We start from the raw sequence: 16,439 nt of genomic DNA on the forward strand, positions 1-16,439 counted from the left end.
TAGTAATTCTCATATAGATTTAAAGCACTGCGTCCACTTGCCCGCCAAATAGCGGGGAACCGCACCTGTAATCCTCGGTATCAAGGCTTAAATTCTCCCCCGGACTTCTCGTTTACAGGACAGCTTCCCGTGTCTGTCGGCCCTCCGACAGCGTATGGCGGCGCGCGAGACTGGCGCGAATGCCGCACGACGGGCCGACTCCCACCGGCTGGAACCCTGCATGAAACGTCCCCGTCCTACCCGACGCGCCCTGCTTGTAGCACTCTGCCTGATCCCCGCCATGGCCTTAGCCGCCTGGCAAGTTATGCCGGGGCGCGAGAAACCGGCCACCGCCAGGGTCAGCCGCGCCGACATCGAAAGCAGCGTGACAGCCCTCGGCACTCTGCAACCGCGTCGTTACGTTGACGTCGGCGCGCAGGCTTCCGGGCAGATCCAGAAAATCCATGTCGAGGCCGGTGACGAAGTCGAGGAAGGCCAACTGCTGGTCGAAATCGACCCCTCGACGCAGAAAGCCAAACTCGATGCCGGTCGCTTCTCGATCGATAACCTCAAGGCACAATTGCAAGAACAGCGCGCCCAGCACGATCTGGCGCAGCAAAAATACCAGCGTCAGCAAAAACTCGCGGCCGGTGGCGCCACCCGCGAAGAAGATGTGCAGACCGCCCAAGCCGAAGTACGGGCCACCCAGGCTCGCGTTGACATGTTCCAGGCGCAGATTCGCCAGGCCCAGGCGAGCTTGCGCAGCGATGAGGCCGAACTGGGTTACACCCGTATTTATGCACCAATGTCCGGCACCGTCGTGGCGGTTGGCGCGCGGGAAGGCCAGACACTCAACGCACAGCAGCAGACCCCGTTGATCCTGCGCATTGCAAAGCTGTCACCGATGACGGTGTGGGCGGAAGTCTCCGAAGCCGATATCGGTCATGTCGAACCCGGCATGAGCGCCTATTTCACCACCCTCAGCGGCGGCAACCGACGCTGGCGCAGCACCGTCAGACAGATTCTCCCGGTGCCGCCCCGCCCACTCGAACAAGCCCAGGGCGGCAGCCCCACCAGCGGACGCAGTGGCAGCGAGCGCGTTGTGCTCTACACCGTGTTGCTGGATGTCGATAACGCCGATAACGCTTTGATGGCGGACATGACCGCACAGGTCTTCTTCGTTGCCCAACACGCACAGAACGTCCTCACTGTACCGACCGCCTCGCTGCAAAGCAGCCCGCAGGCAGATCGACAACGTGTGCAGGTGGCGGCGGCCAATGGCGACATTCAGCCAAGGGACGTGCGCACCGGCATCAGCGACCGGTTACGCACACAGATCCTCGACGGGCTGGTCGAAGGTGATCACGTGCTGGCCGTTCCCGCTGCCAGCAATGGAGGCTGAATGCAAACGCCCCTGATTGAACTGCGCCAGATCCGCAAAGCCTACGGCGGTAACGACAGCCCGTTGGTCGAGGTACTCCGAGGCATCGATTTGTCGATTCATGCCGGCGAGTTCGTGGCGATCGTAGGCGCTTCCGGCTCCGGTAAATCGACGTTGATGAACATCCTTGGCTGCCTCGACCGGCCCACCCGCGGCGACTATCTGTTTGCCGGCGAAAACGTCGCGCAACTGGACACTGACGAGTTGGCATGGCTGCGGCGCGAAGCATTCGGCTTTGTGTTCCAGGGTTACCACCTGATTCCTTCCGGCTCAGCCCAGGAAAACGTCGAGATGCCAGCCATCTACGCCGGCACCCCGGCGGCTGAGCGCCACGCCCGCGCCAGCGCCTTGCTTGAGCGCCTCGGTTTGGCGAGCCGCACCGGCAACCGCCCGCATCAGCTCTCTGGCGGCCAGCAACAAAGGGTGTCGATTGCCCGAGCCTTGATGAACGGCGGTCACATCCTCCTCGCCGACGAACCCACCGGCGCGCTCGACAGCCAGAGCGGCGCCGAAGTCATGACGTTGCTTGACGAACTTGCCAGCCAGGGCCATGTGGTGATCCTGATCACCCACGACCGGGAAGTGGCCCAACGCGCCAACCGTATCATCGAAATTCGCGATGGCCTGATCATCAGCGATACCGCCGATGTCCCCTCAACCACCCCGCGCCGGGACAATCCGGGCGCATTGCAAGCGGTGGACCTGCGCCAGCGCCTGAGTGCTGGCAGCGAACACACAGGGGCCTGGAAAGGCGAACTGCTGGACGCCGTTCAAGCGGCGTGGCGGGTGATGTGGCTCAACCGGTTCCGCACTGCGCTGACCCTGCTGGGGATCGTCATCGGGGTCGCCTCGGTGGTGGTGATGCTCGCGGTGGGCGAAGGCAGCAAACGCCAGGTCATGGCGCAAATGGGCGCCTTCGGTTCCAACATCATTTACCTCAGCGGCGCCGCCCCCAACCCGCGCACACCGCCGGGAATCATCACCCTCAATGACGTCGCTGCGCTGGCCGATCTACCCCAGGTGCAACGCATCATGCCGGTCAACGGCTCGACGGCCGGCGTGCGTTTCGGCAACGTCGATCACACCAGTTATGTGGGTGGCAACGACACCAACTTCCCAAGCATTTTCAACTGGCCAGTGGTCCAGGGCAGCTACTTCACCCAGGCCGATGAAGACAGCGCTGCGGCTGTGGCGGTGATCGGGAAGAAGGTCCGGGACACACTGTTCAAGGGTATAGCCGACCCCATCGGTCACTACATCCTGATCGAAAACGTGCCCTTTCAGGTGCTCGGCGTGTTGGCCGAAAAAGGCTCCAGCTCCGGTGACTCTGACAGCGACAACCGCGTTGCGGTGCCTTATTCCGCGGCCAGCGTGCGCCTGTTTGGCAGCCGCAATCCTGAATACGTGGTGATCGCCGCCAGGGATGCACGCAAGGTCAAGGACGCTGAGCAGGCCATCGAGCACTTGATGCTGCGCCTGCACCAAGGCAAAAAAGATTTCGAACTGACCAACAACGCCGCCATGATCCAGGCCGAAGCCCGCACCCAGGGCACGCTGTCGCTGATGCTGGGCGCTATCGCCGCCATTTCCTTGCTGGTGGGCGGCATTGGCGTGATGAACATCATGCTCATGACAGTGCGCGAACGTACCCGGGAAATTGGCATCCGCATGGCTACCGGCGCCCGTCAGCGCGACATCCTGCGCCAGTTCCTCACCGAAGCGGTGATGCTCTCGGTGGTGGGCGGCCTCGCCGGGATCGGTCTAGCGTTGCTGGTCGGCGGCGTGCTGCTACTGAGCAATGTGGCCGTCGCCTTCGAGTGGGTCGCGGTGTTCGGCGCCTTCGGCTGCGCGTTAGTCACCGGTGTCATCTTCGGCTTCATGCCCGCCCGCAAGGCTGCCCGGCTCGACCCGGTCACGGCCCTTACCAGTGAATGATCGACCTATGAAAGCGCACTTGACCCTCGTTGCCGCCAGTCTGTTACTGGCGGCCTGCAACAGCCCTGCGCCACGCCCCGAGAGCGGACTGCAACCGCCCGTGGCATGGCAATCGCCCAACACGGCCACCGCCGCGCAGCGCAATCAGCAATGGTGGACAGGCTTCGGCAGCCCGCAGCTTGATCGTCTGGTTGAACAGGCGCGATTGGGCAGTTATGACCTCGCCGCTGCGGTCGCCCGAGTCCAGCAGTCCAAGGCCAGCGTAATCATTGCCGGCGCGCCGCTGCTGCCCGAGGTCAAGGCCGGGGTCAACGCCAATCGGCAACGACTCCTCCATGGCAAGGGTTACAGCCAGCTGGATGTGAGCCCGACGAATCGTTCGCTGGACTACTACGACGCCGAACTGAGTGCCAGTTATGAAGTCGATTTCTGGGGCGGCAAACGCGCGACCCGCGACAGCGCCGTGTTCGGCTTGCAGGCCAGTGAGTTCGACCGGGCCACGGTCGAACTGACCTTGCTCAGTGGCGTCGCCAACAGCTACACCCAAGTCCTGGCGTTGCGCGAACAAGGTCGAATTGCCGAACTGAACCTGGCCAATGCGCAAAGCGTGCTGCACCTGGTGCAAACCCGCTACAGCGCCGGTAGCGCGACGGCCCTGGAACTGGCGCAGCAAAAGAGCCTGGTGGCCGAACAACAACGCAAACTGCCACTGGTGCAGCAGCAAGCCCGCGAAGCCCTGATTACCCTGGCCGCCTTGCTCGGCCAACCGGTACAGGCACTGACCCTTTCCACGCAGCCGTTCGATCAATTGCGCTGGCCACAGATTGCCAGCGGAGTGCCCAGCGAACTGCTGAGCCGGCGTCCGGACATTGCCAGCGCCGAGGCTAAACTGGCCGCCGCCCAAGCTGACGTCACGGTCGCCCGGGCGGCGATGCTGCCCAACGTCACCCTCACCGCCAGCCTGGGCACTGGCGCCGATGTGGCGGCGGACTTGCTGCGCACGACTTTTTACAACCTGACAACCGGGCTCGCGGCCCCGGTCTTCAACAGCGGTCGCTTGAGCGCCGAGCGTGACAAAGCCACCGCACGCCAGCAGGAGCTGCTGGAGACCTACCGCGGCGCGATCATCAACGGTTTTGCCGACGTCGAAAAGGCCCTCATTGGCATTCGTGGCCTCGATGAACAACGTCAGTGGCAACATGAAGAGCTAACCCAGGCGCAAACAGCGTTCGACATCGCCCAGAGCCGCTACCAGGCCGGCGCCGAGGACCTGCTCACAGTCCTGCAAACCCAGCGCACGCTGTATGCCGCGCAAGATATGAACGTGCAACTGCGGTTGTCGCGATTACAGGCCAGTATTGCCTTGTACAAAGCGCTGGGCGGCGGCTGGCAGGTCATCTGACGAGGTGAATGCGGAGACCGCTTTCGCAAGCGGTCTCGCGTCCACATGAGGCTGATGATTCACCTTATCGACGGCTCAATATGAGCGCGAGCCTGCTCGCGAAGACCCCTAACGCGGGGCCCGGACTAAACCGGCCACCCCTTGACCTTCAAATGCCGCGCATACCAGGGCCGTTGCGGCACCTTGCGAAACAGCTCAGTCATGTTGTCTTCGTCGCCAAAGGTGATGCGTAACGCCAACTTCATGGTTTCGGGGTCCATCTCCACCGATCGCCCCACCTGCAAACCCGCGACCGTGCTGCAACCATGGGTATCCGGCCCGAGCCACGGGTCATCGACTTCCACCCAACGCCCCGGTGCAAACCACGGCACACCGTTGACCTCTCTTCGGTGCAGTTCCCCCGGATGAAAGCGCTCGTGGGCACGAAACCAGTCTTCGATGCGATCGTCGATCCAGCCGTGGAAACGCCAGAACACCGGGTTCACGTGAGACGAGAACGGATCACCGAGAAAGTCGTTTTCCGGGGCGTACCAACGCGCCGCAAAGTCGGCCTGATCACGAGCCATCGGCACTGGAATGTTATTGGACGGATCGCGGGCCACCGAAGCCCAGCGCATGTGCAACCAGTCGTGCAGGCCGAGTTCGACCTCCGAGCCGAACTGGCCAAGGGTCAGCGTCGACAGATACCGAGGGTCGCGGTACTGCGACTCCCACACCTGGAAGTTGCTGTGATAGGTCTCAGCGGCTTTTATGTCACTGACCCATCGCGTGTACTCGTCGTCGCCCTCGGTCAACCAGGTCGGCGGCAAGGCATTGCCATCGTGATTATCGAAGTAGCGGGCGAACCCTTGACGATCTCGCTCAAGCGCCGGTTGCGGTAACGGGAACGCCAGCCATGACGGCAAGTCCTGCTTGGAACGGGCGATGCCCAGCATGTGCCGGTGCATGAAGAAAAAATCGATGCCCGAGCCATTGCGATCCTTGCGCGGCCCTCGGGCATCGCGCTCTTTGTCTCGCGGGCCGGGTTGCCAGCCAATCCCACGCAATGCGTCGCGCTTTTTTTCCGACAGCTTGTGCCACTTATCTCGGGACGCATGCCAGAGCTGGTGGAACAAGCGGTGCTCGGGCGCTACCAGCCAGGCCAGCAGTTGCGGATTCAGGCCCGTGCGCTCCCGCGCCTCGGGAAACCGGCGCTTGATTGCGATAAACCGATTGTCCAGTTCCGGCAACGCCAGCGGCCGATCCAGGCGCAGCACCTGGCCGTTGAACGTACCGCTGCCGGCATTGCCGAATGCGGCCCAGACCTCGTCGAGTTTGACTTTGAACTCATACACCGGGGGTGCCGACGGCGCATCGGTGCGCATCAGTCGCCAATACAACTCGGCACCATTGCCTGGCGCCAGGTCACCGATCACCTGGTAACACGGCGTTTGTTCCGCACGCAGATTGACCGCCGTGTCCAGGTAACCGCGCAATCCACGCCCGCGGTGGGCGATGTCCAGAAACAGCTCCAGGCCTTCGTCCGGCACGCCATCGAGACCGGCATCGGCGCCCGTAAAACGCAGAGTCCAAACCCCGCGCAGGGCATCCGCCAACTGTTGGCCGGCCGTGTCCGCCAGATCGACTGTGGCCTCTCCCGGCGTAATCGGCTCCTGCTCGCGGATCAGTTCACGGTGCGCATAAAAAGCGGCAGGCAGCGCAGCGCCCGTAAGCGCCAGGCCCGCCATGAACCAGCGTCGAGAAATCGTCATTGCCCTACCTGTGTCAGCCATGAAGCAGGCTTTATCCAAGCTAGAACGTTTGCTGGCCGGACAAATTTAAAAGCACCACGGGTGCGCCTCGTCGCCCAGGAAAACCCGCCTAATTTTTTTCCGCTGTCACTCGTTCCTCCCAGATAGCAAAGGCCCCTGCGCCTGATCCACAACGGCGAACCTGACTGAGATGGCAATGACAAAAACACGTTCGAAAAAGGCGTTGTACCTCGGCCTGCCATTGGCCCTGGCCATCGGTGCCGGAGCAGGCTTTCTGGCCTGGGATTATGGGTTCAGAGACAACCCCGGCTACCCGGTCAAGGTGATGAAGCAAGCCACCGAGCTACAGGACCGTCTCATTTCCTTCGACAGCCACATCACCGTACCGCTGAGCTTCGGCGCCCACGGCAACGAGGCGGACAAAGACGGCAGCGCTCAGTTCGACCTGATCAAAGCCAACCGCGGGCGCCTGTCCGGCGCCGCCCTGACCGTGTTCGGCTGGCCGGAAATGTGGAATGGTCCAAACGCGCCGCATCGGCCCACCGAAGGCTTCGTCGAGGAAGCGCGTAATCAGCAAGAAGTACGCTACAAAATCATCACCGGCCTGGTGCGTGACTTCCCCAACCAAGTCGGCATCGCCTACACACCCGACGACTTTCGACGCCTGCACGGCGAAGGCAAATTTGCGATTTTCATCAGCATGCTCAACGCCTACCCACTGGGTAATGACCTGAACGCGCTCGACCGGTGGGCAGCTCGCGGCATGCGCATGTTTGGCTTCAGTTACATCGGCAACAACAGCTGGGCCGACTCCTCTCGACCGCTGCCGTTCTTCAATGATTCCCCCGATGCCCTCGATGGCCTGTCGCAGATCGGCCAGCAAGCCGTACACCGGCTCAACGACCTCGGCGTCATCATTGATGTCTCGCAGATGTCGACCAAGGGCCTGGAGCAAGTGGCGCGGCTGAGCCGCACGCCGATGGTGGCCTCACATTCGGCGCCCAGGGCCGCGGTGGACATCCCGCGTAACCTCAGCGACAAAGAACTGCAACTGATCAAAAACAGTGGCGGCGTGGTTCAGGTGGTCGGTTTCTCGCAATACCTCAAGCCGCTGACCCAAGCCACCCAGGACAAACTCAACGTTCTGCGTACACGTTTCGATCTGCCGCCCCTGCCGAATCTGGCCATGGCGCTGATGCCCGGAGATCCGATCATCAGCGCCTGGTCCGAACAAAAGCTTGGTCAATACGCCAGCGGCCTGTACGCGATTCTTGAAGAGGAACCCAAGGCAACCCTCAAGGACCTCGGGGACGCGATTGATTACACCGTGCGCAAAATTGGCATCGACCATGTTGGCATTGCCTCGGACTTCAATGACGGCGGCGGTATCAAGGGCTGGGAAAACGTCGGTGAAATACGCAACGTAACCGCCGAGCTGATCCAGCGCGGTTACTCCGAAGCCGATATCGCCAAACTCTGGGGCGGCAATTTCCTGCGGGTCTGGGAAGAGGTGCAACACGCCGCCAAGCCAACGCTGATTTCTCGCCAGGAGCCTGCCAAGCCATGACCGACCGCCGAACCTTTCTCAAGCAGGCCGGCGTCATTGCCGTCGCTCTGCCGCTGGGCGCTGGCCTCGGCAACCGCGCCACGGCCGCCAGCCTGCCAGCCCTCCCCCAAGACAAATGGGCGCAATTTCGTCAACTGTTCGAGCAGGACCCGAACTGCCTTCACTTTGCCAACTTCCTGATCACCTCCCACCCCAAACCGGTGCGTGAGGCCATCGACCGTCACCGTGCCGCACTCGACCTGAACCCAGGCCTGGCCATGGACTGGGACATGGGCGTCACCGAACAACGGGAGGAAAACGTGCGGGTCTGGGCCGCAAAATACCTGCAAGCAAAACCGACCCAGATCGCCCTCACCGGCAGCACCACCGAGGGCCTGGCGATGATTTACGGCAGTGTCCAGGTGCGCCCCGATCAGGAAATCCTCACCACGGTTCACGAGCATTACTCCACCCGCAATATCCTGGCGTTGCGCACCCAACGTGACGGCACCCAAGTGCGCAAACTCACGCTGTTCGACAACCCGCAAACGGTTTCGGCAGATCAGATACTCGACACCATCAACCGCAACATCCGCCCCGCAACCCGAGTGCTGGGCATGACCTGGGTGCATTCGAGCAGTGGGGTGAAGCTGCCAATCAGCGACATCGCGACCCTGGTCGATGAACACAATCGTCAACGCGAGGACAAGGACCGGATTATTTACGTGGTCGATGGCGTACACGGCTTCGGGGTTGAAGACCTGAGTTTTCCGGCGATGAACTGCGACTTCTTTATCGCCGGCACCCACAAATGGATGTTCGGCCCACGCGGGACTGGCCTGGTGTGCAGCCGCAGCGAAGAGTTGAAGTACGTCAGCCCCAGCGTGCCGACGTTCTCGGAAGCCACCACGTTCTCCACCACCATGACCCCCGGCGGTTACCACGCTTTCGAGCATCGCTGGGCCGTGGATGAAGCCTTCAAGCTGCACCTGGAACTGGGCAAGGCCGAGGTGCAGACACGCATCCACCAGCTCAATAACGACTTGAAACAACGCCTGCTGGCACATCCGAAAATCGAACTGGTGACCCCGACCGACCCGTCGTTGTCCGCCGGGTTCAGCTTCTTTCGGGTCAAGGGCCAGGACAGCGACGCGATGGCCGCCTACCTGATGCACAACCGCGTGGTCTGTGACGCCGTGAGCCGCGATGTCGGCCCGGTGATCCGCACCGCTCCCGGCTTGCTCAATACCGACGCCGAAATAGACCGGTTCATGACCGTTCTCAGCAAAAAGCTGAACGCCTGAACTCCGCCCTGAAGTGCAGTTTCCTTGACGAGAGACGACTCATGAACAAGCCCCAAACGCCCTCCGCCCTCAAGCACTTGTCGGCCCTGGCCCTGACCGCTCTGCTCGCCGGCCTGCTGCCCGTCACCGCCGAGGCCGCCAGCCTGCCGGCGCCCGGCAAAGTGTTCAAGGACTGCAAGGACTGCCCGGAAATGGTCGTACTGCCCACCGGCAGCTACACCATGGGCACCCCGGACGATGAGGTCGGCCGCGAACCCGATGAAGGTCCGCGACACGAAGTGACTTTCACCAAACCCTTTGCCATCAGCCGCTTTCAGGTATTGGTCAGCGAATGGGACGCCTATGTCCGGGCCACCGGCAACCAACCCTACGATTTCGATGATCGACCGGGTCGTCGCTGCACCGCCGGCAAGCCCACCTTTGCGCAAACCGCGCGCGACCCGGCCGTGTGCATGAACGTGGCCGAAGCGCAGGGTTACATCGCCTGGCTGTCGAAGAAAACCGGGCAGGCCTACCGTTTGCCCAGCGAATCAATTCGCGAGTACGCCGCGCGGGGTGGCAGCACCGGTTCGTTCCCCTTCCCCTTCGACGACGGGAAGGACTACCAGATAGCCAAACACGCCAACACCTATGGCGCAGCCGACGGCTATAACTTCACCTCCCCGGCAGGCACGTTCCCGGCCAACGCCTTTGGCGTGTACGACATGCACGGCAACGTTTACGAGTGGACCGCTGACTGCTACCACACGGACTATTCCGGTGTCCCTTCCGACGGCAGCCCCTGGTTGCAGGCCAACTGCGAACGTCAGGTCATGCGCGGCAACGACTGGGGCGAAGCCCCGGTGTTCTCACGTTCCGGCAATCGCAACAGCAGTTGGCCCACCAGCAAAGGCGACTGGCTGGGCTTTCGCGTAGTGCGCGACCTCTGATCCTGCCCCACGCGACCGCAGCCTCGCCTGCGGTCGTTTAAAGAAAGTGCGCAATCGTTCGTTTTCCTTAAGTCACTCCCTCCGCACCGAAGCAGGAATCCTCCATGACCAAGCCAACGCGAGGGGCGATCAACGAATTGTTCGCCCTGCTCAAGCCCTTCCGCCTGATCGTCTCTGTGTCCATCGTGCTCGGCATGATCGGCGGCCTGAGCGTCACCGTGTTGCTGGCAACCATCAACAATGCCCTGCATTCTGCCGACGGCCTGACCCGCACCGTGGTCATGATTTTTGCCGGCCTGTGTGTGCTGGCGCTGCTGACCTCGATTCTGTCCGACATCGGCACCAACTACGTCGGCCAGCACATCATTGCCAGGTTGCGAAAAGACTTGGGGGAGAAAGTGCTGTCGGCGCCCATCGATCAGATCGAGCGGTACCGCAGTCATCGCTTGATTCCGGTACTGACGCATGACGTGGACACCATCAGCGACTTCGCTTTCGCCTTCGCGCCCCTGGCGATCTCCCTGACCGTGACCCTCGGCTGTCTGGGCTACCTGGCAATGCTGTCCTGGCCGATGTTTTTGATGATGCTGGTGGCGATTGCGATTGGCACCACCATTCAAGCCATTGCCAGGGCCAAGGGCATGCGCGGTTTTTATGCAGCACGCGACAGTGAAGACGAACTGCAAAAACACTACAACGCAATTGCCGAGGGCGCCAAGGAACTGCGCATCCACCGCCCACGGCGCCAGCGTATGTTCGTGTCGGGTATTCAGAAGACTGCCGAAAAAATCTGCGACACGCAGATCCGTTCAATCAACATTTTCGTGATTGCCAAGTCGTTCGGCTCAATGCTGTTTTTCGTTGTGATCGGCCTGGCATTGGCCCTGCAATCGTTCTGGCCCAGTGCCGACAAAGCGGTAATGAGCGGCTTTGTGCTGGTGCTGCTGTACATGAAAGGGCCGCTGGAGCATTTGGTCAGTACCCTGCCCATCATCAGCCGGGCGCAAATCGCGTTCCGCCGAATCGCCGAACTCAGTGAGCAATTTTCCTCCCCCGAGCCGCACCTGCTGCTGGAAGACCAGGGACGTAAGCCGGGGCCGGTAAACAGCCTCGAACTGAGCAACGTGCGCTATGCCTTCCCCACTGTGGAAGGCAGCGAGCCGTTCCGTCTGGGACCGGTCAACCTGAAAATCGAACAGGGCGACATCGTGTTTATCGTCGGTGAAAACGGCTGTGGCAAAACCACCTTGATCAAACTGTTGCTGGGGCTCTATGCGCCCACCGAAGGCGAGATTCGCGTCAACGGTCAGCCGATCACTGCCCTCAACCGCGATGACTATCGACAGCATTTCACCACGGTGTTTGCCGACTATTACCTCTTCGACGATCTGATCCAGGGCGACCAGCAGGTGCCGCAGGATGCCACCCGCTATTTAGAGCGCCTGGAAATCGCACACAAAGTCAGCGTGCGCGACGGCGCCTTCAGCACCACCGACCTGTCCACCGGCCAGCGCAAGCGCTTGGCCCTGGTCAACGCCTGGCTCGAAGAGCGGCCGGTGCTGGTGTTCGATGAATGGGCAGCCGATCAGGACCCGACCTTCCGGCGAATTTTCTACACCGAGCTGTTGCCCGACCTCAAGCGACTGGGCAAGACCATCATTGTGATTTCCCACGATGACCGCTACTTCGACGTCGCCGATCAACTGGTACGGATGGAGGCCGGCAAGGTCAAAAGCGAACTGCAACCGGCTTGACCGACGAGGCCGCGACGCGACCGGAAAATAGTTTTCCGGTTTCCCGCGGCCTCCTCGTCTTAATGAGATGAATAAGAACCATTAACAACTATACCTGCCAAGGTCTTAACCTCATGTCCGCATTCCGCTTCATGCTTCGTCCCTTGACCCACGCTCTGCTGATGCGCAGCACCCCACGCTCCCGAGTCGCCGCCACCGGCCTCAGCCTGGCAATGACACTGGCCGTCGCGCCCTATGTCCACGCCCAGGAATGGACCCTGAACATTCCCGCTCAGCCACTCGCTCAAGCCTTGCAGAGCCTCGGCCAGCAAACCAGCCTGCAAATCATCTACAGCCCCGAGAGCCTGCAAAATCTGCGCTCCAGCGCGCTCAAGGGTCGCTATCAGGAGGATGACTCGCTCAGCGCCTTGCTCAAGGGCACGGGCATTCGCCATCAGCGCGACGGCAACACCGTGACACTCCTCGCGCCGGCCACTGGCAGCGCCATGGAACTGGCACCGACCAGCGTCACCGGTCAGCAGTTGACCGCCACCACCGAGGGCAGCAACGCCTACACCACCGGCGGCGTAACGATTGGCAAGGGCGTGCATTCGCTCAAGGACACGCCGCAGTCGGTCACGGTGATGACCCGCAAAATGCTCGACGACCAGAACCTCAACACCATCGAACAGGTCATGGAAAAGACCCCAGGCATCACCGTTTACGATTCGCCCATGGGCGGCAAGTATTTCTACTCGCGCGGCTTCCGCATGACCGGCCAATACCAGTACGACGGCGTGCCGCTGGACATCGGCAGCAGCTACGTTCAGGCCGACAGTTTTAACAGCGACATGGCCATCTATGACCGCGTCGAAGTGCTACGCGGCGCGGCCGGCATGATGAAGGGCGCAGGCGGCACCTCGGGTGCGGTCAACTTCGTGCGCAAGCGTGGCCAGGACACCGCGCATACCGAACTGTCGATGTCGGCCGGTTCCTGGGACAACTACCGCGCCCAGGTCGATACCGGCGGCCCGCTGAACGACACTGGCACCGTCCGTGGTCGCGCCGTGGTCACCCAGCAGACTCGGCAATACTTCTATGACATCGGTGATCGCAAGGACCAGATCTACTACGGCGCTCTGGACTTCGACCTGAGCCCCGACACCACCCTGGGCCTGGGCTTCGCATATGAAGACGTGGACGCAACGCCTTGCTGGGGTGGCCTGCCCCGCTACGCCGATGGCAGCGACCTGCACCTCAAGCGTTCCACCTGCCTGAACACCGCCTGGAACAACCAGCGCAGCAAACGGGCCACCTATTTCACCGACCTGAAGCAACAGCTCAACGACGATTGGGCACTGAAAGTGGCGGGCGTCTACTCGCGTAATACCCAAGACATGGAATACGCCTTCCCGAGTGGCTCGGTGCCGGTGGGAGCGACGCGCTCCTCAACCCTGATGCTGGGCAGTACGTATGACTACGATCAAGTCGATTACGGCCTCGACGCCTATGTCGATGGCAAATTCAACGCATTCGGCCAGCAACACGAACTGACCGTCGGTGCCAACGCCAGTCGCTCGCGCAAGGACGATTTCTACGCCGTGGCCGCCCTGCCCCAGCGCCAGAACGTGCTCGACCCCAACCATCACATCGCCAAGCCTGACGACAGCTACTACCTGGCGAATGCCTCGCGGGGGGGGCCGGTGGACATGAGCATCCTGCAATATGGCGTGTACTCGACTGCACGCCTGAAACTCGCCGACCCACTGACCTTCGTCTTGGGCAGCCGCGTCAGTTGGTACAAATCCGAGACTGACTCGGTGCAGTATTACCGAGGCGAAGGGACACAGGTCAACACCAGCTCCACCGAAACCGGGCAAGTCACACCGTTTGCAGGTTTGCTGTTTGACATCAACGACAACCTGACCGCCTACGCCAGCTATTCAGACATCTTCACCCCGCAAGGCGGCTACAAAACCATCGACGGCGCGACGCTCAAGCCGCTGATCGGTCAAAGCTACGAACTGGGGATCAAGGGTGAATGGTTCGCCGGGCGCCTCAACAGCTCCTTCAACCTATTCCGCACCCTACAGAAAGACGCCGCCCAGGATGATCCCGCCTGCGAAGACAGCAGTTGCTCGATGAACTCCGGCAAAGTCCGCGCCCAGGGTTTCGAAGCAGAAGTCGGCGGTGAAGTCATTGACCGCCTGCAACTGCTGGCCGGTTACACCTACACCCAAACCAAAGTGTTGGAAGACGCCGACGTAAGCCAGGATGGTCTGTCGTACAACACCTACGTGCCACGCCACTTGCTGCGAGTGTGGGGGGATTACGCCCTCAGCGGCCCGCTGGACCGCGTCACCGTCGGGGCCGGCGTCAACGCCCAGAGCAGCAACTACCGCACTTCACCCACCAGTGGCAACAAAATCACCCAGTCGGGTTATGCGATCTGGAACGGCCGCATCGGTTACCGCATCGATGACACCTGGTCCGTGGCCCTCAACGGCAACAACCTGTTCGACAAACGCTACTACGCCACCATCGGCACCGAAGGTTTCGGTAACTTCTACGGCGATCCGCGCAACTTCGTGATGTCGGTCAAAGCTGACTTCTGATTGCACTGAACAACCAGAAAGCCGCGCATTTAGCGCGGCTTTTTTGTTTAGGGTGGAACGCAGGCTGAAGTCAAAACGGCTAGCCGCTACCGTGATGTTTTCTTAACCGAATCCGCAGGCCTCGGTGTAACGGCTTTTATCACATCATCTATCACTGCCTTCCCCATCGCCGTCAGATAGTGCGCGGCCCAAGCATGCCGGTCAGTGTCTTTTGCAAAAGCCGCGTCTTCTGCAAGCGCCTTGGCAAGAAACAGCAAATCAGAGGCCTGTGACAATGCCTGGCTGATGGGAACACCAGCGCTTACGTGGAAAAGTGCTCGATCTGAACAGTAGATGAAAGGAGTGACACCAATGGTTGTGGCGTGTTTTTTTTCAGTCATTGGCCACCTCCATTAACGCGGAGGCCGTGAGGGCAAGGGTCTATATCAAGAGGAGAAAAATGCCTGACTTTGTGCAGATTTACAGCGCGCATGGTGTAACTCCTTAACATGCTGTTGCGCGACTCATCGGGTTTCCAAGCCCGTTCGCTGAATGCTTCAGCGACAAGAAACGATAACGGCGGCCCACCCTACCCACAAGCCGGGCGATTCTGGCGGACTTGTAGGCAATGACCCAAGGTGACGTAGCCCGAAGATATAACCAGCGGCAACCTCTGTAGAAACTGTCGAAGGCTCGGCCGGCGCTTTAATTGCAGCGCGCATAAAAAACGCCGCGTGCTCGTTAGGGGTAAGCGGCGTTTTTTAGGCTTGCCTATCAATCCGACACTCAACCCAAATACCGACTCAACGTCCGGCTCAAGGTTTCATGCACTGCCAGTACCTCGGGCATGACTGAGGCCATGCGCAGCAGGTCATGGGTCAGCCCTGGGCAGTGTTCAAGTTCGACGCTCACGCCCTGCGCGCGCAGTTTATCGACGTAGGCCTGGCCTTCGTCGAGTAACGGATCGAGCCCGGCAAGAAGCACAATCGCGGGCGCGAGGCCGCGCACGTTTTCGGCTAACAACGGCGAGAAGCGCCAGTCGAGAACGTCTTCAGGCGTGCGCGCGTAGTGCTGATAGAACCAGTCCAGCGTTGCGTTTTCCAGCAGATAGCCCTCGCCGAACAACACCCGTGAATCATGGGCGCGTGAGGCATCCGTGACGGGGTAGCAGAGCAACTGGACTGTCGGCGCGATGGCCACGGTGGCGGGCTGAATCACAGCTTGTAAGGCCAGCACGGTCGCCAGTGTCGCCCCCGCACTGTCGCCGCCAAATGCCACGCGTGCGGGATCCAGCCCGAGCGTGCGCGCCTGTTCGGCCAGCCACGACAATGCGTCCTCACCATCCTCGAGCGCCGTCGGAAAACGGTGTTCCGGCGCCAACCGATAACCGACGCTGAGGACTGCGCACGGTGTGCGCCGGCAAAACTCACGGCAAACGCCATCGTGAGAGTCGAGGCTGCCGACCACGAAACCGCCGCCATGGAAGTACACCAGCACTGGCATAGGCTCGGTCACAGCGTGCGGGCGATACAGACGTAACGCCAAAGGCGCGCCGTCGCGGCCCAGCGTGTTGATCGGCTGCACGTGCAGCTCGTCGGGCGCGGGCCAGCGCAGTTGCGCGGTGGTCTGTTCGAAGGTGTCACGGGCCTGGGTCGGCGTCAGTTGGTGCATCGCCGGCAGGCCCGCGTCGCGGCTGTCTTGCGCCAGGTCGAGAAAGGCTTCGAGATCAGGGTGTAACGGCATCGATTAGGTCCTTGTATGCACAAAAAAAGGAGAACGCAGCGGCCTACCTGTAGGCGTGAGCCTGCTAACGCCTACAGGGGGC

Annotated in this window: 11 protein-coding genes; 8 read left to right on the plus strand and 3 right to left on the minus strand. The window is 61.3% G+C overall.

The features are described from left to right. The first annotated feature begins 220 nt into the window (after positions 1–220). The 3 genes from RHM68_RS16505 to RHM68_RS16515 are packed head-to-tail and all read left to right on the plus strand — an operon-like array spanning position 221 to position 4,757. Positions 221–1,381: an efflux RND transporter periplasmic adaptor subunit gene (locus tag RHM68_RS16505; protein ID WP_322216670.1), complete on the plus strand. Its 1,161-nt coding sequence runs from the start codon at positions 221–223 to the stop codon at positions 1,379–1,381. After that, positions 1,382–3,355 (plus strand): MacB family efflux pump subunit, encoded by a 1,974-nt coding sequence (locus RHM68_RS16510; protein WP_322216672.1) that lies wholly within the window; start codon positions 1,382–1,384, stop codon positions 3,353–3,355. Between the two features lie 7 nt (positions 3,356–3,362). Beyond that, positions 3,363–4,757, plus strand: a complete 1,395-nt coding sequence (locus tag RHM68_RS16515) for an efflux transporter outer membrane subunit (RefSeq protein WP_322216674.1) — start codon at positions 3,363–3,365, stop codon at positions 4,755–4,757. A 125-nt stretch (positions 4,758–4,882) separates the two neighbouring features. Here RHM68_RS16515 and RHM68_RS16520 read toward each other — a convergent pair whose 3' ends face one another. Further along, entirely contained in the window at positions 4,883–6,508 is a 1,626-nt protein-coding gene (locus RHM68_RS16520; protein ID WP_322216676.1) for a PvdJ/PvdD/PvdP-like protein, read from the minus strand. A gap of 196 nt (positions 6,509–6,704) precedes the next feature. Here RHM68_RS16520 and pvdM point away from each other — a divergent pair, with 196 nt between their 5' ends. The 5 genes from pvdM to RHM68_RS16545 all read left to right on the plus strand — a co-directional run bounded on the left by pvdM (position 6,705) and on the right by RHM68_RS16545 (position 14,635). Further along, complete coding sequence (pvdM, locus tag RHM68_RS16525; RefSeq protein WP_322216679.1) at positions 6,705–8,075, plus strand: pyoverdine-tailoring dipeptidase-like protein PvdM; 1,371 nt, start codon at positions 6,705–6,707, stop codon at positions 8,073–8,075. Beyond that, positions 8,072–9,358: an aminotransferase class V-fold PLP-dependent enzyme gene (locus RHM68_RS16530; protein ID WP_322216680.1), complete on the plus strand. Its 1,287-nt coding sequence runs from the start codon at positions 8,072–8,074 to the stop codon at positions 9,356–9,358. The genes pvdM and RHM68_RS16530 overlap by 4 nt, the downstream gene beginning before the upstream one ends. Before the next feature lie 41 nt (positions 9,359–9,399). Then, positions 9,400–10,287, plus strand: coding sequence for a formylglycine-generating enzyme family protein (locus tag RHM68_RS16535; RefSeq protein ID WP_322216682.1), 888 nt, complete (start codon positions 9,400–9,402; stop codon positions 10,285–10,287). 104 nt (positions 10,288–10,391) lie between these two features. Then, positions 10,392–12,041, plus strand: coding sequence for a cyclic peptide export ABC transporter (locus RHM68_RS16540; protein ID WP_322216683.1), 1,650 nt, complete (start codon positions 10,392–10,394; stop codon positions 12,039–12,041). Between the two features lie 113 nt (positions 12,042–12,154). Continuing rightward, on the plus strand, positions 12,155–14,635 hold the full coding sequence (locus RHM68_RS16545; protein ID WP_322216685.1) for a TonB-dependent siderophore receptor: 2,481 nt from the start codon (positions 12,155–12,157) through the stop codon (positions 14,633–14,635). An 86-nt stretch (positions 14,636–14,721) separates the two neighbouring features. On the opposite strand, the gene RHM68_RS16550 is transcribed toward RHM68_RS16545, so the two are convergent. Next, positions 14,722–15,015: a DUF3077 domain-containing protein gene (locus RHM68_RS16550; RefSeq protein ID WP_322216686.1), complete on the minus strand. Its 294-nt coding sequence runs from the start codon at positions 15,013–15,015 to the stop codon at positions 14,722–14,724. Positions 15,016–15,400: 385 nt separating this feature from the next. Further along, positions 15,401–16,357: an alpha/beta hydrolase gene (locus RHM68_RS16555; RefSeq protein ID WP_322216688.1), complete on the minus strand. Its 957-nt coding sequence runs from the start codon at positions 16,355–16,357 to the stop codon at positions 15,401–15,403. Positions 16,358–16,439: the final 82 nt, after the last annotated feature.

Source organism: Pseudomonas sp. DC1.2, from assembly GCF_034351645.1.
GTDB lineage: Bacteria > Pseudomonadota > Gammaproteobacteria > Pseudomonadales > Pseudomonadaceae > Aquipseudomonas.

What these genes read in the sequence shown, in the direction of transcription:
- RHM68_RS16505 (WP_322216670.1), top strand. Translation starts at nt 221, where the DNA reads ATGAAACGTCCCCGTCCTACCCGACGCGCCCTGCTTGTAGCACTCTGC.
- RHM68_RS16510 (WP_322216672.1), top strand. Translation starts at nt 1,382, where the DNA reads ATGCAAACGCCCCTGATTGAACTGCGCCAGATCCGCAAAGCCTACGGC.
- RHM68_RS16515 (WP_322216674.1), top strand. Translation starts at nt 3,363, where the DNA reads ATGAAAGCGCACTTGACCCTCGTTGCCGCCAGTCTGTTACTGGCGGCC.
- RHM68_RS16520 (WP_322216676.1), bottom strand. Translation starts at nt 6,508, where the DNA reads ATGACGATTTCTCGACGCTGGTTCATGGCGGGCCTGGCGCTTACGGGC.
- pvdM (WP_322216679.1), top strand. Translation starts at nt 6,705, where the DNA reads ATGACAAAAACACGTTCGAAAAAGGCGTTGTACCTCGGCCTGCCATTG.
- RHM68_RS16530 (WP_322216680.1), top strand. Translation starts at nt 8,072, where the DNA reads ATGACCGACCGCCGAACCTTTCTCAAGCAGGCCGGCGTCATTGCCGTC.
- RHM68_RS16535 (WP_322216682.1), top strand. Translation starts at nt 9,400, where the DNA reads ATGAACAAGCCCCAAACGCCCTCCGCCCTCAAGCACTTGTCGGCCCTG.
- RHM68_RS16540 (WP_322216683.1), top strand. Translation starts at nt 10,392, where the DNA reads ATGACCAAGCCAACGCGAGGGGCGATCAACGAATTGTTCGCCCTGCTC.
- RHM68_RS16545 (WP_322216685.1), top strand. Translation starts at nt 12,155, where the DNA reads ATGTCCGCATTCCGCTTCATGCTTCGTCCCTTGACCCACGCTCTGCTG.
- RHM68_RS16550 (WP_322216686.1), bottom strand. Translation starts at nt 15,015, where the DNA reads ATGACTGAAAAAAAACACGCCACAACCATTGGTGTCACTCCTTTCATC.
- RHM68_RS16555 (WP_322216688.1), bottom strand. Translation starts at nt 16,357, where the DNA reads ATGCCGTTACACCCTGATCTCGAAGCCTTTCTCGACCTGGCGCAAGAC.